The sequence below is a fragment of the Sphingomonas sp. Ag1 genome (assembly GCF_000980895.1).
In the GTDB taxonomy this organism is placed as follows: domain Bacteria; phylum Pseudomonadota; class Alphaproteobacteria; order Sphingomonadales; family Sphingomonadaceae; genus Sphingomonas; species Sphingomonas panaciterrae.
On sequence record NZ_LAZX01000090.1, the window covers coordinates 67,530 to 87,033 of the forward strand.

The window sequence follows — 19,504 nt, forward strand, 5'->3', positions numbered from 1 at the left end:
GATTGGGCTGAGGCGGCCGGCATGAAGACCATCATTCTTGTCCTGTCGCTTCTGCTGCCTGCCGCAGCGGCACCGGCCGTTGACCCTGCGGCGGGCTTTTGCGCCCGCATGGCGGCGCAGCATGGGATGAAGCTGGCCAGCCAGCCGAACGGCAAGCCCGCCTATGAGGCGCGTGCGCTGAAGGGCTTGGGCGTGGCGCTGTTCGGCGGGTCGACGATGGTCGGCATGCAGCTGAGCCCGCCCGACGACCCCGCTGCAATCGGCGACCCTGCGCGCTTCGCCGATGCGTGCAAGCTGAGCGCGGGGCGAGTGGCCTGCAGGATCAGCGGCCCGTCGAGATTCGAGATGACGGTGGGCGAGCATGCCGCCACCACCGACGCGGCGCCTGGCGAGCAGGCCGAAGTCAGCATGGCCAAGAACCGCATCCGCTGCGAGGAACGCTGACCGCCCCCCGAACGAAGGCTAGGCAGCCTCCGCCGGCGCCGTCGTCCAGCCGAGCCGCGCGATCGTGATCGATCGCTTGCCCGACAGATCGGTGCGGGTGACGATGAGGTCGCGGCTTTCGATATAGCCCATCAGCCGCCGCACGCGGCCGAGCGATGATGTGCCGTACGTCTCCGCCAAGGCGGCATCGCTGGGGCAGGGCGCGCCCTCACGCGCCGCCTTGGCGACAAGCAGGAATGGTCCGACCATCTCGTCCTGCAGCGTGCCGGCGAGCGCGATCACCTCCGCCCATTCGGGATCGGCGATGTCGAAGATGCCGGCGCGCGCGCACGACAGGCGACGGGAGAAATCGCCCAGGTCGATGCCCGATCGCGACAGGCCCTGCATCCGGCAGCGGACCTGGAAATCCTGGAACAAGACCGACGCCGGGCGGCCCGCGGCATCGGCATCCTCGACGATCGCGCGCAGCACATCGGCGATGATCGCCGCGACTTCCTCCTCGCTGCGCTCCGGCTCGGGCGGCAGCGGGGCGGGGCGCGCCATGTCGGCGATGATCTCCTCCGCCGGCACGCGGCGCGGGCGGGCCTCGAACGCCATCGGCAGCTGGGGCGCCGCCTCCGGCTCGGGTTCGGCGAAGATCAGCTCCTGAAGGTCCGCCGGCGGGGCGGAGGGGAGCGGTGTCAGCTTCGGACTGCCGCTGCGCGCGCTGGTTTCCACCGCGCCGATCTTCACCGTCTTGGGACGGCGGCAGACCGCGGGGCCGAGCGCGAGGAACGTGCCGCGCGGAAGATCGCGGATCGATTCGGCCTGGCGGCGCTCCATGCCCAGCAGGTCGGCTGCGCGCGCCATGTCGATATCGAGGAAGGTGCGGCCCATCAGGAAGTTCGACGCTTCGGCCGCGACGTTCTTGGCCAGCTTTGCGAGTCGCTGGGTCGCGATAACCCCGGCAAGGCCGCGCTTTCGGCCGCGGCACATGAGGTTGGTCATCGCCGAGAGTGACGCGCGGCGCACCTCCTCCGCCACTTCGCCGCCGGTGGTAGGTGCGAACAGCTGCGCCTCGTCCACCACGACCAGCGCGGGGTACCAATGTTCGCGCGGGGCATCGAACATCGCCGACAGGAACGTGGCGGCGCAGCGCATCTGCCCCTCCGCCTCCAGCCCCTCAAGGCTGAGCACCACTGAGGCGCGATGTTCGCGCAGGCGCCCGGCGATTCGCGCAATCTCCCGCTCGGCATAGTCCGCCGCCTCGATCACGACATGGCCATAAGCGGGGCCAAGCGTCACGAAATCGCCCTCCGGGTCGATCACCACCTGCTGCACCTGCCCGGCCGACCGCTCCAGCAGGCGGCGCAGCAGGTGCGACTTTCCGGACCCGGAATTGCCCTGAACAAGCAATCGGGTGGCCAGCAATTCCTCTAGGTCGATCAGGACCGGCGCGCCCGAGGCATCGGCGCCCATGTCCACCGCTATCGTCATGCGATGCGTTTGGCCGAAACCGGCCCCGGGGGGCAAGGGTTTGCGTGCATTGCGGATATCGTGGAGGTTCGCCGGGCAGCTAGCCGGGAGCAGATCATGCACGGGCATCGAGCGGATATCGAGGAACTGGCCCACCATCTGCTGGGCAAGCCGGTGGAGGCGCTGGACGAGGAAGAGCAGCGAGTCCTGGCAGCGATCGCGTCTGGCACCATCGGCGTACGCGATGCATCCGACGTGGCCGAGGAGCAGGCGACATTTGGCGAGCGGCTGGCCGACCGGGTCGCCGAGATCGGCGGATCCTGGGCGTTTATCGGCGCCTTCACCGCCGTCCTGCTTGGCTGGACGGTGCTCAACAGCAATGTGCTGGGGCGGATGGGGCTGGTGTTCGATCCCTATCCCTACATCTTCCTCAATCTGATGCTGTCGACGCTCGCGGCGGTGCAGGCGCCGATCATCATGATGAGCCAGAACCGGCAGGCGGCGAAGGACCGGCTGACCGCGGCGCTGGATTATGAGACGAACCTGCGCGCGGAGCTCGAAATTCTGCGGCTCCACCGCAAGATGGATCAGGATGTGATCGTGCGGCTGGAACGGATCGAGGCGCTGTTCCTGGAAAAACGCGCCTCCTGATGAGCGCAGCGACTTGAGCAGGGCGCCCAACCTTCGCTAGAGGCGCGCACATGGCAGGTCATTCCAAGTTCAAGAACATCATGCACCGCAAGGGTGCACAGGATAAGAAGCGTTCGGGCATGTTCTCGAAGCTTTCCCGCGAAATCACCGTCGCGGCAAAGATGGGATTGCCTGATCCGGACATGAATCCACGCCTGCGCGCAGCAGTGAATGCCGCCAAGGCGCAGTCGATGCCGAAGGACAATATCCAGCGCGCGATCGACAAGGCGAGCCGCAGCGACGCCGAGAATTACGAGGAAATCCGCTACGAGGGCTTCGGTCCCGGCGGCGTCAGCCTGATCATCGAGGCACTGAGCGACAACCGCAACCGCACCGCCACCAACGTACGCACCGCGGTGAGCAAGAACGGCGGCAACCTTGGCGCGTCGGGCTCCGTCAGCCATGGTTTCGACCGCATGGGCCTGATCAACTATCCGGCAAGCGCGGGCGACGCGGACAAGGTGTTCGAGGCCGCGCTGGAAGCGGGCGCGGAGGACGTGACGTCGAGCGAGGACGGCCACGAGATCTGGACCGCGCAGGGCGACCTTCACGAAGTCGTCAAGGCGCTCGAGCCGGTGCTGGGTGAAGCGGAGAGCGCGAAGCTCGCGTGGCGGCCGCAAACGATGGTGTCGGTGGACGAGAATGACGCGGCGACGCTGTTCAAGCTGATCGACGCGCTCGACGATGATGACGACGTCCAGCAGGTGTGGGGCAATTACGAAGTGTCCGACGAGGTGATGGCGAAGCTGGGCTGATGGCCCGGCGATGATCATCCTCGGCCTCGACCCCGGCCTCGGCACCACCGGCTGGGGGGTGATCGCGGCGGAAGGGAACCGGCTGCGGCACGTTGCCAACGGGCAGATCCGCACCGACCCCTCCATGCCGCTGCCGCGCCGGCTGGCGAACCTCTATGCCGCGCTGATCGACGTCATCCGCGCCGAGCGGCCCGACAGCGCGGCGGCGGAAGAGGTGCTGGGCAACACCAATGCGCAATCGACGCTGAAGCTGGGGCAGGCGCGCGGCGTGGTGCTGCTTGCCGCCGCCGGCGCGGGGCTCGACATCGGTGAATATCACCCGTCTACGGTCAAAAAGGCGGTGGTCGGCACCGGCGGCGCGGAAAAGCGCCAGATCCAGGCGATGATAGGGGTGTTGCTGCCCGGTGCGAAAGTGGCCGGGCCGGATGCCGCCGACGCGCTGGCGGTGGCGATCTGCCATGCGCACCACCGCGCGAGCGCGGCGGGGATGATGCGGCGACTGCAAACCGGCGGCTGACACCTTCGCATTGCGAGCGCCGGGAGTTGGCCCGTCGTCGTCGAGGCGCTACGGTTCGGGCAACATGACGGACCAGCATCGGTGATCGCCTACCTCAAGGGTATTCTCGCCAGCACGAGTGCGGACGCGGCCGTGATCGAGGTCAATGGCGTCGGCTATCTGGTCGGTGCGTCGTCGCGCACGCTCGCGGCGCTAGGGCCGGTCGGCGAAGCGGTTCTCATCCATACCGAAATGCTGGTGGGCGAGGATTTCCAGCGGCTGGTCGGCTTTGCCAGCGCCGAGGAGCGCGACTGGTTTCGCCTGCTCACGGGTGTGCAGGGCGTGGGCGCACGCGTCGCGCTGGCGATCCTGTCGGCGCTCGAGCCGGCCGAGCTCAACCGGGCAATCGCGGCGCAGGACAAGGCGATGGTGGCACGCGCCAATGGCGTCGGGCCTAAGCTGGCCGAGCGGATCGTGCGCGAGCTGAAGGACAAGGCGGGCGGGATCGTTCTGGGCCCGGCGGCGGCCGCGCAGGCGATGCCGGTCGGTGCGGCGGCGGATGCGGTGTCGGCGCTGCTCAACCTCGGCTTTCGCCCGGTTGAGGCAAGCGCGGCGGTGACCGCAGCAGAAGAGGAGCTGGGTGCGGGCGCCACGCTGGACGCGCTCGTCCGGCTGGCGCTGCGCAAGGCGGCGAAGTGAGCGGCCGCGCGGTCGCGGTCTACAGCCTGAAGGGCGGCGTTGGCAAAACGACGCTGGCGGTGAACCTGGCCTGGGCGGCGGCGACGCTGTCCGCGCGGCGCACCTTGCTCTGGGATCTCGATGGCCAGGCCGCGGCGACCTGGATCCTCGGGCATGACGGGGGAGGGCGCGAGGCCGGTGCTGCGATCCGCCGCGAGATCGATCCGCGCCGGCTGATCCGGCCGACCGCCCTTGACCGGCTCGACCTGCTGCCGGCCGATGCCTCGCTGCGCACGCTCGACCTTGCCTTTCACGCCATCGACAAGAAGCGCCGGCTGACCCGCCTCGTCGAGGATCTGGCGGGTGATTACGACCGGATCATCATCGATTGCCCCCCGGGCCTGACCGACACGTCGGATCAGGTGATGCGCGCGGCCGATCTGGTGGTGGTGCCGGTCATCCCCTCCGTGCTGTCGCAGCGCGCGCTCGACACCATCGCGGCGCACGTCACGCGCAAGAAGGGCCCGAAGGTGACGCTGGCGCCGGTATTCTCGATGGTCGACCGGCGGCGCGCGCTTCACCGTGAGGCCTTGCAGCAGCATCCCGACTGGCCGGTCATCCCGATGACCAGCGCGTTCGAGGCGATGAGCGTGCGCCGCGCGCCGCTGGGTGCCTACGCCCCGCGCGGCTCCGCTGGCGTGGAAGCAATATCGGACCTGTGGCGCCGGATCGAAACTACGCTATCGGAGATCCGATGACCGATAGCGATCGCCTGATCACGCCCACGCGCCGCGTCGAGGATGCCGATGCCGCGCTGCGCCCCAAGCGGCTGGACGAATTTGTCGGCCAGGCGGCGGCGCGTGACAATCTGCGCGTGTTCATCGAAGCGGCGAAATCGCGCGGCGACGCGCTGGACCATGTGCTGTTCTTCGGTCCGCCCGGGCTGGGCAAGACGACGCTGGCGCAGATCGTCGCGCGCGAGATGGGGGTGGGTTTCCGCGCCACGTCGGGCCCGGTGATCGCCAAGTCGGGCGATCTCGCCGCGTTGCTCACCAATCTCGAGGATGGCGACGTACTGTTCATCGACGAGATCCACCGGCTGCAACCCGCAGTCGAGGAAGTGCTGTACCCGGCGATGGAGGACCGCGCACTCGACCTGATGATCGGCGAGGGGCCGTCGGCGCGCAGCGTCCGGATCGACCTGCCGCGCTTCACGCTGGTGGGCGCGACGACGCGACAGGGATTGCTGACGACGCCGCTGCGCGACCGGTTCGGCATCCCGATCCGACTGCAATTCTACACGGTGGAGGAATTGACCAAGGTGGTGACGCGGGCGGCGGCGCTGCTGGATCTGCATATCGCACCAGATGGCGCAGCCGAAATTGCGCGCCGATCGCGCGGGACACCGCGTATCTCCGGGCGCTTGCTGCGCCGGGTGCGCGATTTCGCCAATGTCGCGGGCGTGGTGGAGGTTGATGCAGTCGCCGCCGATCGCGCGCTGAACCGGCTGGAGGTCGACATCTTGGGTCTCGACGCGATGGACCGCCGCTACCTGACGATGATCGCGGACATCTATCGTGGCGGCCCGGTCGGCGTGGAGACGCTGGCGGCGGGCCTGTCCGAGCCGCGCGACACGATTGAGGAAGTGATCGAGCCGTATCTGATTCAGCTTGGCCTCGTCGCCCGGACGGCGCGAGGCCGGGTGCTGAACGCGGGCGGCTGGAAACACCTGGGGCTCAACCCGCCTGCGGGTAGCCAGGACGGTTTGTTCGACTGAACGGGAGCCGTCGGTCGACCGCAGCGTTTGTTCGTTCAACAGCAAGAGGACCACGATGACCCACACGCCGCCGGTACCGCCAGGCAACCAGTCCCCGTTCCCGATCCAGGAGCCGCCGCACACGCCGACGACGCTCGAAGCGCCGAGCGGCAAGCAGGAGTCGGGCAAGCCTGACGCCGTGAAGCCCGCCGCCCCGAAAGCAGCCGGCGGCGACGAATGGGCCGCGCCGGCGAAGCGTCGCTGGTCGCTGGGCAAGATCGCCGGCGCGACCGCCGGCATCGGTGCGATCGCGATCGGCGTCGCGGCGGTGCTGTTCCCGCGTGACAGTGCGCCGGAGCCCAAGAAAAAGAAGCGGAAGAACTGATGTTTGCTGCGGTGCCATGCAACAAATGTTGCGTGGCACCCGGCCCTGTCGCCTGCTAGCCCCTTTATCATGCTTTCTGCCGCCGCTTCCGCCCGCGAGATCCTCGTCAATCTCCACGACGTGATGGCGGCGCGGTCCAACGCGCAAGCCAAGCTGAACCAGGTCGTCGACATTATTGGCGAGGCGCTGAACAGCGAAGTCTGTTCGATCTACCTCCTGCGCGAAGGCGTGCTGGAGCTGTTCGCGACGCGCGGCCTGTCGCCTGATGCGGTTCATGTGACCAAGCTGGCGTTGGGCGAGGGCCTGGTCGGCACCATCGCGCAGAACAGCGAGGTGCTGAACCTCGACGAGGCGGCAAGCCACCCGGATTTCGCCTACAAGCCGGAGACCGGGGAGGATCGCTTCCACAGTTTCGCCGGCGTGCCGATCATCCGGCGCGAGCGCTCGGTCGGCGTTCTGGCGGTGCAGCATGCGGAGCCGCGCCGCTATGCCGATGTTGAGATCGAGGCGCTGCAGACAGTGGCGATGGTGCTGAGCGAGTTGATCGCGAACGCAGGGCTGATCGACCCCGCCGGTGTGCGCGACCGGCCGCAATCCTCCACCGCGAGCATCCGGCTGACCGGACAGAAGCTGGTCGAGGGAATGGGCGCTGGCTACGCCGTGTTCCACCAGCCGCGCATCCACATCGAGCACACGGTCGCCGAGGACGTCGAGGCGGAGCGGCACCGGGTCTATGCCGCGTTCGACAAGATGCGCGAGCAGATCGACAAGATGACCCGCGAGGCCGAATTTGGCGGCGGGGGCGAACATGAGGAGGTGCTCGAGACCTACAAGATGTTCGCCTATGACGAGGGCTGGTCGCGGCGCATCAACGAGGCGATCGACAGCGGCCTGACCGCTGAGGCGGCGATCGAGCGCGTGCAGCAGCGCACCCGCCAGCGCATGCGACAGATTGACGATCCGCTGTTGGCGGACCGGATGCACGACCTGGAGGATCTCTCCAACCGGCTGCTGCGCATCGTGTCGGGCCAGATGGGCACGGCGGCGCAGTTGGGGCTGCGGCAGGATGCGATCCTGATCGCCCGCAACCTGGGCCCGGCCGAGCTGCTGGAATATGACCGCCGCCGATTGAAGGGCGTGATTCTGGAAGAAGGATCGCTGACGGCGCACGTCACGATCGTCGCGCGCGCGATGGGAGTCCCCGTGCTGGGCCGGGTGCGCGAGGTGCGGCGGCAGATTTCCGAGGGCGACCTGCTGCTGCTCGACGTCAACGAGGGGTCGGTCGTGGTGCGCCCGTCGAGCGCGATGGAGGAAGCGTTCGACGCCAAGCTGGCGCTGCGGCAGAAGCGGCGCGCGGCCTATGCCGCGCTGCGCGACGTGGCGCCCACCACCAGGGATGGCCATCGCGTGACCGTCATGGTCAACGCCGGGCTGCGCGACGACGTGGGCGCGCTGGATGTGACAGGCGCGGACGGGATCGGGCTGTTCCGCACCGAATTCCAGTTCCTCGTCTCCGCCACCCTGCCGCAGCGCGAACGCCAGCAGCGATTGTACCGCGAGGTGCTGGACGTGGCGGACGAGCGCCCGGTGGTCTTCCGCACGGTCGACATCGGCGGCGACAAGGCGCTGCCTTATCTGATCCAGCATGACGGCGAGGAGGAAAATCCCGCCATGGGCTGGCGCGCGCTTCGCCTGGCGCTTGAGCGCAACGGGCTGATGAAGGCGCAGGCGCGTGCGCTGCTGGAAGCGGCGGCGGGGCGCACGCTCAACGTCATGTTCCCGATGGTCAGCGAGGCGTGGGAGTTCGCCGAGGCGCGCGCGCTGTTCGAGCAGCAGCGCGCCTGGGTTGCCTCGCGCCATCGCCGGCTGCCCAATGAGGTGCGCTACGGCGCGATGCTTGAGGTGCCGAGCCTCGCTTATCAACTCGACCTGTTGTTGCCGCAGGTCGATTTCCTGTCGATCGGCACCAACGATCTGACGCAGTTCCTGTTCGCTGCCGACCGCGCCAATCCCAAGCTGGCGGAGCGATATGACTGGCTTTCCGCCTCCATCCTCCGCTTCATCGGCTCGGTCCTTGAGCCGTCGCGCATTGCCGGGGTTCCGGTGGCGGTGTGCGGCGAGATGGGCGGGCGACCGCTGGAGGCGATGGCGCTGATCGGGATCGGGATCGATCGTTTCTCGATCACCCCGGCAGCGGTCGGCCCGATCAAGGCAATGGTCCGTACGCTCGATCGCGCGGCCGTAACGGCCGAGATGACGCGGCTGCTGGCGGCGCCGCCGCACGATCTTCGCGCCGCGCTGACGCAATGGGCCGAGGCCAACGGCGTCGAGCTGGGGTGAGCGAAGGGCGCTGAACGGAGCGCCAGCGCCGATCAAAAGACGTGTGGCTCGATTGACACAGGTATCGCGCTCTGTGAGACGTGCGGGCGGGGACGGACGGGGCAGTCCGCCCGAAGCGGAGAAGCGAATGACTGAGGCCGAGCGCGGCGATAACGCGACGCTCTTCCCGCAACCTGTTGGTGATAGGCTGCGCGCGGCCCGCGAGCAGCAAGGCATGTCACTGGCGGAGATTGGCGCGCGCACCCGTGTGCCGCTGCGCCACCTGGAGGCGATCGAGGCCTCGAACTACGGCGCGCTGCCGTCGCCGACCTATGCGGTCGGCTTCGTGCGCGCCTACGCCCGCGCGGTGGGCGAGGATGAGGTGGCGCTGGCCCGCGACGTGCGCGTCGAGGCGCTGAAAGCACCGCGCACAACGCCGCAATATCAGCCCTATGAGATCGCCGATCCGGCGCGCGTGCCCAGCCGCGGGCTGGTGGTGGTGGCGGCCGGATTGGCGCTGGCCGTCGCGGTGCTTGCAGTGCTGTGGTTTGCGAGCGGGCTGTTCCGCGGTGGCGACGACGCGCCGGAAGCGGCGCCCTCGGTCGCGGTCGCCGTTCCGGCCGCGCAGCCCACGCAGGCGGCGCGCCGTGCCGACCAGGTCTCGCTGGTGGCGACCGACGAGGTGTGGCTGCGCGTCTATGATGCGGCCGACAAGACGCTGTACCTTGGCACGATGAAGCCGGGCGAGCGCTATGACGTGCCTGCGGACGCCAATGATCCGAAGATCAACGTCGGTCGCCCCGACAAATTGCAGGTGACGCTGAACGGCTCCGCATTGCCCCCGCTGGGCAGCGGCGCGCGGCCGATCAAGGACGTGCCGGTCGGCGCGGCGGCCCTAACCGCCCGGATGGGCGGGGAAGGTGCGCCGGCACCGGTGGCATCGCCCGCTTCACCTCCGGCAGTCGTCGGCGCGCGCACCAGCACCGCCGTTCCGCCCGCGTTCGCCACGTCAGCGGCTGGGGCGGCTGGTGCGGAGACTGGCGCAGGGACCAGCACTCCCGCAAACTGATCGGCCTTAAGGCTGGCGACAGGCAGGCGTGTATAGTTATAGCGCGATATTAACCTGTTTCCGGGGGCATGGACTGATGCGTAGGTTCCTCATTGTCGCGTTGATGTCGGCCGCGGCGACGCCGGTCGCGGCGCAGTCCGGCCTCGAGGGCCGGGTCGGCAAGCTCGAGAGCGAAATGCGCGCGGTGCAGCGCAAGGTGTTCCCGGGCGGGGCAGGCGCGTATCTCGAGCCGCAGGTGCGCGCGCCGCAGTCGGCACCCGAGGAGATCGGCGCACCCGCCTCCAGCGCAGTGCTGGATCTGACCCAGCGCGTGTCCTCGCTGGAACAGCAGCTCGCGACGATGACCGGGCAGATCGAGCAGACGCAATATCGCATGCGCCAGCTCGAAGACCAGTTCGCCGCCTATAAGCGGACGACTGATGCGCGGCTGGACAGCGGCGCGGGTGACGCGGGGCTCGATAGCACCGGCACGGGCGGGCCGGTGGTTCCGCCGCCGCCGCGGGCAGCCGCTCCGGCAGGCGGAGCGAGCAACCAGGCGCGTGGCGGTGGCAGCCTGGAGGGGCAGGTCGCCGGCACCGCCGGGGCCAGCAAGCCGGCGGCCGCCGCGGCGGGCGGGATCGAGAAGCCGTCGACGGGCAAGGCGGACGAGGACGAATACATCTATGGCTACCGCCTGTGGGCGGCGAAGCGCTATCCCGAGGCGGCTGATCAGCTGAAGAAGGTGGTCGCGACTTATCCCAAGTCCCGCCGCGCCAGCTATGCCCAGAACCTGCTGGGCCGATCCTATCTCGACGATGGCAAGCCGAGCCTTGCGTCGATCGCCTTCTACGACAATTACAAGAAATATCCCGATGGGGAGCGCGCGCCCGAGAGCCTCTATTATCTGGGGCAGGCGCTGCTGAAGCTCAACAAGCCGGCAGACGCGTGCAAGGTGTATAACGAGCTGACCGACGTCTATGGCGACAAGATCGGACAGGGGATGAAGGACAACGTCGCGCGCGCGCGCACTTCCGCCAAGTGCAAGTAGTCTTGTGGCCGACCATCCCGAAGTCGTCCGGCTTCGCCAGGATCTGATCGCGCTCACCCGCGAGGTGCCGAGCCGCGATCGTCCGATCGGCGTGGCGGTGTCCGGCGGGCCGGATAGCATGGCGCTCTTGGTACTGGCGGCGCTTGCCTTCCCCGACGCGGTCGTCGCGGCAACTGTCGACCATGGCTTGCGGCCGGAGGCAGCGGAGGAAGCGCGGATGGTCGGGCGGGAGGCGGCCACATTGCGCGTGCCGCACGACATCCTGGCGGTGAGCGCGCCGATCGAGGGGGCGAGCGTACAGGCCCGCGCGCGTGAGGGCCGCTATGAGGCGCTTGCGGCCTGGGCGGAGCGTCGCAACGCGATGGCGATCGCCACCGCCCATCATGCCGATGACCAGGCCGAAACGTTCCTGATGCGCGCCTCGCGCGGGTCGGGCGTGACGGGGCTTGCCGCCATCCGACCGGCGACGACGATCAGCGGAGCAGCGGTGGTGCGGCCGCTGCTGTCGTGGCGGCGTGCCGCGTTGCGTGCCACCGTCCGGCGGGCGGGGCTGCCGTTCATCGACGATCCCGCCAATCACGACCTCAGGCACGATCGCACCCGCTTTCGCCAGCTGCTCGACCGCAACGAATGGCTCGATCCGCCAGCGCTCGCGCGCACCGCGGCGGCAGTGGGGGAGGCGGAGCGTGAGCTGGCGGAAATCGCCGCGCTGTTCTGGCGCGACCGGGCCGAGATCCGCGACGAGGGCGTCACGCTGAATCCTCAGGGATTGCCGCGCGACACGCTGCGCCGGCTGGCGCGGCGGGCGATCATCGTGGTGCGGGCTGCGGCGGGAATTACCACGCCGGCGTTTGACGAGGCGGCTAATGTGGAGCCGCTGCTCGACGCGCTGCAGAGCGGCCGGCGCGCCACGCACGGCGGCGTGGTCGTGGGCATCCGGCGGGGCAGCTGGCACTTCCGCCCGGCACCCCCGCGTCGATCAGTCTGAGTGATTGAATTCTGCGGTCCGTTCCATTGCCATTAACCTCGCGCAGCCTACATTGCAGGCCGTGAAAGGTACGGCATGAACGACAACGACAAGCAGTCAGGTGACAATGGCGGCAATGGCCCCAATCCCTGGATGAAGAGTCTGCTGATCTGGGTCGGCATCCTGCTGTCGCTGGCAATCGTCGTGACCATGTTCGATGGTCGGACGAGTACCGCGACGGGCAATGCGATCGCCTATTCGGCATTCCTCGACAAGGTTGACGAAGGGACGGTCAAGGACGTGACCATCTCGCGCGACCAGATATCGGGGACGCTGTCGAGCGGCGAGAAATTCCGTACCGACCCGGTTTCCGATCCGCAGCTGACCGATCGCCTGCGCAAGGCGGGCGTCGAGATTTCGGGCAAACGCGACGAAGGCCCCTCGATCTGGCAGTATATGCTGGTTCAGGCGCTGCCGTTCCTGCTGTTCCTGGGCATCGCCTTCTTCGTGGTGCGCCAGATGCAGAAGGGTGGCGGCGCGGGTGGCGCGATGGGCTTCGGCAAGAGCCGCGCGAAGATGCTGACGCAGAAGGAGGGCAAGGTCACCTTTGCCGACGTCGCGGGCATCGACGAGGCGCGCGAGGAGCTGGAGGAAATCGTCGAGTTCCTGAAGGATCCGTCGAAGTTCGCCCGCCTTGGCGGCAAGATTCCGAAGGGCGCGCTGCTGGTCGGCTCGCCCGGCACCGGCAAGACGCTGCTCGCCCGCGCGATCGCGGGTGAGGCTGGCGTTCCGTTCTTCACCATTTCCGGCTCGGACTTCGTCGAGATGTTCGTCGGCGTCGGCGCGAGCCGCGTGCGCGACATGTTCGAACAGGCCAAGAAGAGCGCGCCGTGCATCGTCTTCATCGACGAGATCGACGCGGTCGGCCGTCATCGTGGCGCGGGCCTTGGCAACGGCAACGACGAGCGCGAGCAGACGCTGAACCAGCTGCTGGTCGAGATGGATGGCTTCGAGGCGAACGAGGGCATCATCATCATCGCGGCGACCAACCGCCCCGACGTGCTCGACCCTGCGCTGCTGCGTCCGGGCCGCTTCGACCGCCAGGTCGTGGTGCCGCGCCCAGACATCGAGGGCCGCGTGAAGATCCTCGAAGTGCATATGAAGAAGGTGCCGCTGGCGCCCGACGTCGACGCACGCACCATCGCCCGCGGCACGCCGGGCTTCTCGGGCGCGGATCTCGCCAACCTCGTCAACGAAGCGGCGCTGATGGCGGCGCGCAAGTCGAAGCGCCTTGTCGCGATGGCCGAGTTCGAGGAGGCCAAGGACAAGGTCATGATGGGCGCCGAGCGGCGGTCCATGGTGATGACCGAGGATGAGAAGCGGATGACCGCCTATCATGAGGCCGGTCACGCGATCGTTGCGCTGCATGAGCCGGCGTCCGATCCGATCCACAAGGCGACGATCATCCCGCGCGGCCGCGCGCTGGGCATGGTGATGCGCCTGCCGGAACGTGACAGCTACAGCTACCACCGCGACAAGATGTACGCGAACCTGGCGGTGGCAATGGGAGGCCGCGTCGCCGAGGAGATCATCTTCGGCTATGACAAGGTCTCGTCGGGGGCGTCTGGCGACATCCAATATGCGACAGGCCTGGCGCGCGACATGGTCACGAAATGGGGCATGTCGGACAAGGTCGGCCCGGTCGATTATGCGCAGCCCGAGGGTGAGAGCTTCCTTGGCTATTCCTCCTCGCAGCCGACGCACATGTCGAACGAGACGGCGCAACTGATCGATCACGAAATCAAGACGATCGTCGAAGGCGGCCTGACGCGGGCCAAGACCGTGCTGACCGAGCATATCGACCAGCTTCACCTGCTGGCGGGTGCGCTGCTCGAATATGAGACGCTGTCGGGTGACGAGATCAAGAAGCTGATCTCGGGCGAGGGCATCGGTCGCACGGAGCAGCCCAAGACGTCATCGTTGCCGGCAGTGGGCACGTCGATCCCCAAAACGCGTCGTCCGCAGGGTCCGTTCGGCAATCCGTCGCCCGCGGGCGCCTGACCGCCGTGGCGGCAGCCGTAGAGCGGCTGTCCGAACGAACATGCCAAAAGATCAAAGGCCGGGCGATCGCCCGGCCTTTGTCGTATGGGGAATCGCGAAGCTGAACCCGGAGCGCGATCAGCGCCGAACTGAACTCTTAGGCTGACGTCTTCATCTTCTGGAGCAGCAACGTCGGGTTCTCGCGCGTGGCGCATCTTGGCGGCGATCCAACCGACGTGCGCGCGCTGCGGCAGCGTGTTCGCGCCTCTTTCCGCAGCAGCGCGGCGCGGGCCTCCTGCCCCGCCGCGCCCCTCACGTCAGTATTTGCTCAACTCGACCGGCAGGCGGCGATAGCCGTGGACGAAGCAAGCCGAGACACGCTCCGGCGCGCCGGTCACGTTCACGCGCATCCGCCGCTTGGCCATTTCCTCCAGCAGGATGCCGATCTGCAGTTCGGCGAGCCGCGCGCCCACGCAGCGGTGGATGCCGTGACCAAAGGCGAGGTGGCGCCGCGCATTGGGGCGATCCACCACCAGCGCATCGGCATCCTCGCCGAACACGCTCTCGTCGCGGTTGCCCGAGATGTACCAGAGCGCGAGCTTGTCGCCGGCCTTGATCTGCTGGCCCATCAGTTCGGTGTCGCGCGTCGCGGTGCGCCGCATGTGCGCCAGCGGCGTCTGCCAACGGATCAGCTCACTGACCGCATTGGGAATTAGCGACGGATCAGCTTCCAGCTTGGCGCGCTGGTCGGGATATTTGTCGAGGCCATAGGCAAGCCCCGACATGGTGTTGCGGGTCGTGTCGTTCCCGCCGACGATCAGCAGGATCAGGTTCCCGATAAACTCATTGTCGTCCATCTCTCGCATCGCATCGGAATGGATCATCATACTGATGAGGTCGGGCTGCAGCGGCTTGTCGACCCGCTCGTTCCACAGGCGGCGGAAATAGCTGCCGCATTCATACATGTGCATCAGCCGCTGCTGGCGCAGCTCGTCATTCTTGATGATCTCGATATCGCCCGCCCAGTCGGACCAGAAGGTGAGCTTGCGTCGATCCTCCCAGGGGAAATCGAACAGGATGGCGAGCATTCCGGTGGTCAGTTCGATCGACACCGTGTCGACCCAGTCGAATCCCTCACCCCACGGCAGCCGATCGAGCACCTCTTCGGTGCGGTGGCGGATGTCGGCGGCCATGCGCGTCATTTCGGACGGGGTGAAGGCGGGCGCTACGGTGCGCCGCTGCGCGGTATGCACCGGCCGATCGCGCGCGATGAACATCGGCATGCGGACGGCATTGGGATCATCGGCGTCGAAATTGGCGATGGTGATGCCGCCGGCTTCCGACGAATAAAGGTCGGGCAGCGACTCGACCTCGATGATCGGCTTGTAGGTCGACACCGACCAGTAGGCGCCGAACTCCGAATCCGGCACATAATGAACCGGCGCCTCGGCGCGCAGCTTGGCGAAGGGCGCCCGCCACGTATCGTCCCGGTACAGCTCAGGCCGGCTCACATCGAACGGATCGACCGTCTCCGCCGCGCTTCTCGCAAGCGTCGCCATCATCTCTCTCCCGCATTTATCGGTAGAGAGAAGACCTAACTGACAGAACTGTCAATAGGGGCGGCGGCCGGGGTGCGGCGAAACAGCTTCTTCCACGCGCCGGCCGGGCTACCGGACTGCAGCACGCCGCGCCGGAACAGTCGCGCGCCGACGATGATGAAGATCGCCACCCACAGCAATTGCCACGCGAGCGCCGCGACATGCGGCCACAGATCGGGCGAGTTCGCAGCTCGCCCCGCCATCGCGAAGGGGGAGGAGAGCGGCAGGATCTCGGCGAGCTGCGCCACCCAGCTGCCCGGATTGGACGCCGCGGCCGAGGCAAGAGCGAACATCCCGACCTGAAGCACGGTGATCGGCAGGGACAGCATCTGGATTTCGCGCATCGTCGATGCCTGTGCGCCGATCCCGAGGAAAACCGAGCCGAGCAGCAGATAGGCGGTGGTGAAATAGGCCGCGAACAACAGGGCAAAAGTGCGGAAGCCCACCGCCGGCGTCAGATCGGCGACGTTCAGTTCAGGCGGCAGCACGGCGCCGATCTGGCTGACCACCAGCCCCCAGAAACCGACGAACAGCACCGCGACCCCGAACATGCCGAGCAGCTTGCCCAGGAACACGCTTTCAAGCGGCACCGCTGCGGCCAGCACCTCGATCACCTTGTTGTTGCGCTCTTCCGCCATGGTGCCGACGACCTGGCCGGACAGGAAGAGCGTCAGGAAGAAGATGCCGAACACGGCGAAGAACGCCGATGTGCTGCGCGATCCCACGGTGGGTGCGGCGCGCGTCACGCTGGTGAAGGTGGCGCGGCTGAGCGGATCGATCCCGGTGCGATCAAGACGCAGCGCCTGATCTGCCAAGAGCGCGAGATAGCGGGCAGACCGGCGGCTCTGGCCATAGATGATCTCCGGCGTCGCGAGCGGGCCGTACATCACCGCCAGTACGTCGACATCGCGTGTTTCGAGCACCGCGCGCGCCTGAGCCCGGGCATCGCTGCTCGGCGCTCGCAGGTCGAGCGGCGGCGGTGCGACCTCGGGCGGTGACAGGCGTCGCAGTTCCCGGTCGGCGGCGAGCAGCGCGGCAGTGTCACGCGGGTCGGCGAGGATCACCAGCCGTTCCTTCTCCGCAGCGCCGGCCGACACCGATGCTGCGCCGAGCCCGCCAATGGCGCCGAACGATCCCATGATCACGGGGGCGAGCAGGAACAACAGGAAGATCGGCGTGAAGACGGTGGCGGTGAAATCGCGCCGCGCGATCGTCAGCGTCTGGCGCAGCCGCCGGCGGAAGGAGGATGATCGGTCGGTCATGCCACGCGCTCCGGATCGGCGGCCGCCTCGCCGACAATGCGAACGAATGCCTCGTGCAGTCCGGGCCGCTCGATCGACAGCCCGGAAATGCCGTAGCCAGCGTCGATCAGCCGCTTCAGCAGCGTCTCGATCCCTTCGGGTGGCAGTTCGAACCGCCACGCATTGCCTTCCCGCTGGGCGCCGGGTGGCAATTGTGCCGCGATGCCGTCGTCGGGGAAATGGGGTTCGTACAGCACCTGCTGCGGCAGCATCGCGCGCGCCTCACCGACCGTCCCCTCGAACCGGCGCTGGCCACCGGCGATGATCGCCAGCCGGTCGCACAAGCGCTGCGCATGCGCCATGACATGGGTCGAGAACAGGATCGTGGCACCGCGGTCGCGCTCCGCCAGGATCAGCGTTTCCAGCCGTTCCTGGTTGACGGGATCAAGACCGGAAAAGGGCTCGTCCAGCACAAGGAGGTCAGGCTGGTGGACGATCGATCCCAGCAGCTGGACGAGCTGCGCCATGCCCTTCGACAATTTGCGGATCTTCTCATTGGCCGCCTGGCCGAGCCCGACCTGTTCGAGCAGCGCGCCGGCGCGGGCGCGACCCTCATGCCAGGGAAGGCCGCGCAAGGCCCCCATGAAGGCGATCGCCTCGCGCGCCTTCATCGCCGGGTACAGGCCGCGCTCCTCGGGAAGATAGCCGACGCGGTCGCTGGCATCGCGCGGATGGGAATACCCGAGCAGCGTTCGGCTGCCCTCCTCCGGCTCGATGATGCCCAGCAGCATCCGCAAGGTGGTCGTCTTGCCGGCGCCGTTGGGCCCCAGCACGCCATAGATCATGCCGCGTGGCACGATGAGCGACACGCCGTCGACGACCCGCCGGTGGCCGAAGCGTTTGACCAGCCTCTCGGCGACGATGACGAAATCCTGGTTGCTGGTCACGTCCACCGGTTCTGCCCGTAAGAACGAACGATCGTCCGTCATGATCAGGGGAGGAGCGGCCGAGAACCGGCCGACCCGCTGCCGGTATCGCTAGCAATTGGCCCGTGGAAAATACAGGCGATTTGATCCGGGCAGGGCGGGAGCCATTCGCACGGCCCGGCGTTGACCAGCTTCACCTTGCCGCAGTGCAGAAAACATAGATTACATTCTGCAGACGCGGCGAAACAAACGCGTCCCTATATGCTGCTCCGAAACAGAGGAGCCTGGATACATGAGCCGACAGCGTAAGCGACTTGTAAGTTCAATCGGTGAGCCGGTGTGGTCGTCGTTGTTCTTTATGTGTTTCGGCGTGGCGATTCTTCTTTTTCTCGTCGCCATCGAGCATCAGGAATGGTTCAGTCTGAAGCCGGGAACTGGCACGGCGGAGGCTATGTCCTATGCCTCTACTTCACAAAACAACAGGTCATAGCGGGCTGGTCGCCTGCTGGCGGATGGACAGGGCACCAGCCAGGCAGGCGCTTACTTGCCGCCCACCCGCCGGGTCAGCGCCGAGACGCAGCTTGCCCGGTCGATCGTGCGGCCATCGGGCTGGCGTGCATCGACATAGGTGACGCGCGGTTCGCCCGACCCCTTGGGATAGAGATACGTATCGAGCACGCAGATACCGCTGTGGAATTGCAGCTTGCGCGCATTGCCTTCGCGAACATCGGCGTCCGGCTGGCCGAACAGCCGCACGAGCCCGTTGGCGTTTTGGCCGATCACCCGTTCCAGGCCAACACCGCTATAGGGGATCGGCACCGGTGCCGCGCGTTCCGGCGCCCCGCTCCCCGTCGTGGCGCAGCCCGCGACGAGCAGCAGCAGGATGGGAGAAGCGGCAAGGCGGATCATCGACGGCTCCGGTGATAGTAATGAGTGGCCATGGCGGCGCCCAGCACGGGCGCCAGGATGTTGAGCACGGGGACGAGGAACAGCCCAGTCACTGCAAGCCCGAGGAGAAAGCGGCGCGCCATCGTGCGGCGGCGCCATTCCGGCAGTTCCGCCGGCGACAGGTGCCGGACGGCGACCATGTCGCCGAGGTCGCGGCCCAACAGCCAGGCATTCACGGCAAGGAACAACGCCGCCGTGCCGATGCCCGTGACCATCAGCGCCAGATAAGCGGGCAGCAGCAGAAGGTTCACGCCGACGAAGCGCGCCGCGGAGCCAAGGCCCATGCGCACCGACTGGGCCATCGGCACGTCACGCGCCGTCGCCAGCGCACGCGGGTAATGGCGGCTTTCCACTGCCGCGACGATCGTATCGGCATACAGTCCGACGATCGCGATCGCGACCGCCCGGAAGGTGAGCCACAGCGCGAGCACGCTGACGATCAGCGCCGCGGCGGCGGCCAGCGACCCGTTGTAGGTCCAGCCGTCCAGCAGGCGGTTCACCCCCCACCAGATGGCGCCCCCCAGCAGGATGAAGACGGCAAGCGTCAGCAGCAGGCTCTTGCGCAGGACGGACAGGATCGCCCGGTCACCGAGCTGGGCCAGGCTGAGGGCAAGCGCCGTGAACATCCCTGCCGAATGCGCGCACCCGTGCGGTTGCGCAAGGCGGACCTGCCATCTACGGCCGCGCGCAACCCTCATCTTATCGGGATC

The 19,504-nt window shown here is 67.5% G+C and carries 19 protein-coding genes; 13 read left to right on the top strand and 6 right to left on the bottom strand.

Annotated elements, in window-relative coordinates; all coding sequences use genetic code 11:
* The first annotated feature begins 21 nt into the window (after positions 1-21).
* Positions 22-444 (top strand): hypothetical protein, encoded by a 423-nt coding sequence (locus XM50_RS09255; protein ID WP_046409050.1) that lies wholly within the window; start codon positions 22-24, stop codon positions 442-444.
* 18 nt (positions 445-462) lie between these two features.
* On the opposite strand, the gene XM50_RS09260 is transcribed toward XM50_RS09255, so the two are convergent.
* Complete coding sequence (locus XM50_RS09260) at positions 463-1,920, bottom strand: ATP-binding protein (RefSeq protein WP_046409140.1); 1,458 nt, start codon at positions 1,918-1,920, stop codon at positions 463-465.
* A 96-nt stretch (positions 1,921-2,016) separates the two neighbouring features.
* On the opposite strand from XM50_RS09260, the gene XM50_RS09265 reads away from it, so the two are divergent.
* From XM50_RS09265 to ftsH, 12 genes are all read left to right on the top strand, one after another.
* Positions 2,017-2,550 (top strand): DUF1003 domain-containing protein, encoded by a 534-nt coding sequence (locus tag XM50_RS09265; RefSeq protein ID WP_046409051.1) that lies wholly within the window; start codon positions 2,017-2,019, stop codon positions 2,548-2,550.
* Between the two features lie 50 nt (positions 2,551-2,600).
* A complete protein-coding gene (locus tag XM50_RS09270; RefSeq protein ID WP_046409052.1) occupies positions 2,601-3,344 on the top strand; it encodes a YebC/PmpR family DNA-binding transcriptional regulator in 744 nt (247 codons plus the stop codon).
* Between the two features lie 10 nt (positions 3,345-3,354).
* Positions 3,355-3,861 (top strand): crossover junction endodeoxyribonuclease RuvC, encoded by a 507-nt coding sequence (ruvC, locus tag XM50_RS09275; RefSeq protein WP_046409053.1) that lies wholly within the window; start codon positions 3,355-3,357, stop codon positions 3,859-3,861.
* 81 nt (positions 3,862-3,942) lie between these two features.
* A complete protein-coding gene (gene ruvA, locus XM50_RS09280) occupies positions 3,943-4,539 on the top strand; it encodes a Holliday junction branch migration protein RuvA (protein ID WP_046409054.1) in 597 nt (198 codons plus the stop codon).
* Positions 4,536-5,276, top strand: coding sequence for a ParA family protein (locus XM50_RS09285; RefSeq protein WP_046409055.1), 741 nt, complete (start codon positions 4,536-4,538; stop codon positions 5,274-5,276). Before ruvA ends, XM50_RS09285 begins: the two co-directional genes overlap by 4 nt.
* Positions 5,273-6,295, top strand: a complete 1,023-nt coding sequence (gene ruvB / locus XM50_RS09290) for a Holliday junction branch migration DNA helicase RuvB (RefSeq protein WP_046409056.1) — start codon at positions 5,273-5,275, stop codon at positions 6,293-6,295. Before XM50_RS09285 ends, ruvB begins: the two co-directional genes overlap by 4 nt.
* Before the next feature lie 55 nt (positions 6,296-6,350).
* Entirely contained in the window at positions 6,351-6,659 is a 309-nt protein-coding gene (locus XM50_RS09295) for a hypothetical protein (RefSeq protein WP_046409057.1), read from the top strand.
* A gap of 69 nt (positions 6,660-6,728) precedes the next feature.
* On the top strand, positions 6,729-8,999 hold the full coding sequence (gene ptsP / locus XM50_RS09300) for a phosphoenolpyruvate--protein phosphotransferase (RefSeq protein ID WP_082102930.1): 2,271 nt from the start codon (positions 6,729-6,731) through the stop codon (positions 8,997-8,999).
* A gap of 127 nt (positions 9,000-9,126) precedes the next feature.
* Positions 9,127-10,047, top strand: coding sequence for a helix-turn-helix domain-containing protein (locus XM50_RS09305; protein ID WP_046409058.1), 921 nt, complete (start codon positions 9,127-9,129; stop codon positions 10,045-10,047).
* Between the two features lie 76 nt (positions 10,048-10,123).
* Positions 10,124-11,074 (top strand): tetratricopeptide repeat protein, encoded by a 951-nt coding sequence (locus tag XM50_RS09310; protein ID WP_046409059.1) that lies wholly within the window; start codon positions 10,124-10,126, stop codon positions 11,072-11,074.
* A gap of 4 nt (positions 11,075-11,078) precedes the next feature.
* A complete protein-coding gene (gene tilS, locus XM50_RS09315) occupies positions 11,079-12,062 on the top strand; it encodes a tRNA lysidine(34) synthetase TilS (RefSeq protein WP_046409060.1) in 984 nt (327 codons plus the stop codon).
* A 75-nt stretch (positions 12,063-12,137) separates the two neighbouring features.
* Positions 12,138-14,102 (top strand): ATP-dependent zinc metalloprotease FtsH, encoded by a 1,965-nt coding sequence (gene ftsH, locus XM50_RS09320; protein ID WP_046409061.1) that lies wholly within the window; start codon positions 12,138-12,140, stop codon positions 14,100-14,102.
* Between the two features lie 296 nt (positions 14,103-14,398).
* Here the strand turns inward: ftsH and XM50_RS09325 are convergent, their stop codons facing one another.
* The 5 genes from XM50_RS09325 to XM50_RS09345 all read right to left on the bottom strand — a co-directional run bounded on the left by XM50_RS09325 (position 14,399) and on the right by XM50_RS09345 (position 19,420).
* Positions 14,399-15,640 (bottom strand): cytochrome P450, encoded by a 1,242-nt coding sequence (locus XM50_RS09325; RefSeq protein WP_046409142.1) that lies wholly within the window; start codon positions 15,638-15,640, stop codon positions 14,399-14,401.
* 35 nt (positions 15,641-15,675) lie between these two features.
* The gene (locus XM50_RS09330) at positions 15,676-16,941 is read right to left on the bottom strand and encodes an ABC transporter permease (protein WP_046409062.1); all 1,266 of its coding nucleotides are present in this window, start codon (positions 16,939-16,941) and stop codon (positions 15,676-15,678) included.
* A complete protein-coding gene (locus XM50_RS09335; protein ID WP_231621918.1) occupies positions 16,938-17,867 on the bottom strand; it encodes an ABC transporter ATP-binding protein in 930 nt (309 codons plus the stop codon). Before XM50_RS09335 ends, XM50_RS09330 begins: the two co-directional genes overlap by 4 nt.
* 519 nt (positions 17,868-18,386) lie before the next feature.
* Entirely contained in the window at positions 18,387-18,755 is a 369-nt protein-coding gene (locus XM50_RS09340; protein WP_046409064.1) for a hypothetical protein, read from the bottom strand.
* Positions 18,752-19,420 carry an EI24 domain-containing protein gene (locus XM50_RS09345; protein WP_046409065.1) on the bottom strand — a complete coding sequence of 223 codons (669 nt, stop codon included), beginning with the start codon at positions 19,418-19,420 and terminating at the stop codon, positions 18,752-18,754. The genes XM50_RS09340 and XM50_RS09345 overlap by 4 nt, the downstream gene beginning before the upstream one ends.
* Positions 19,421-19,504: the final 84 nt, after the last annotated feature.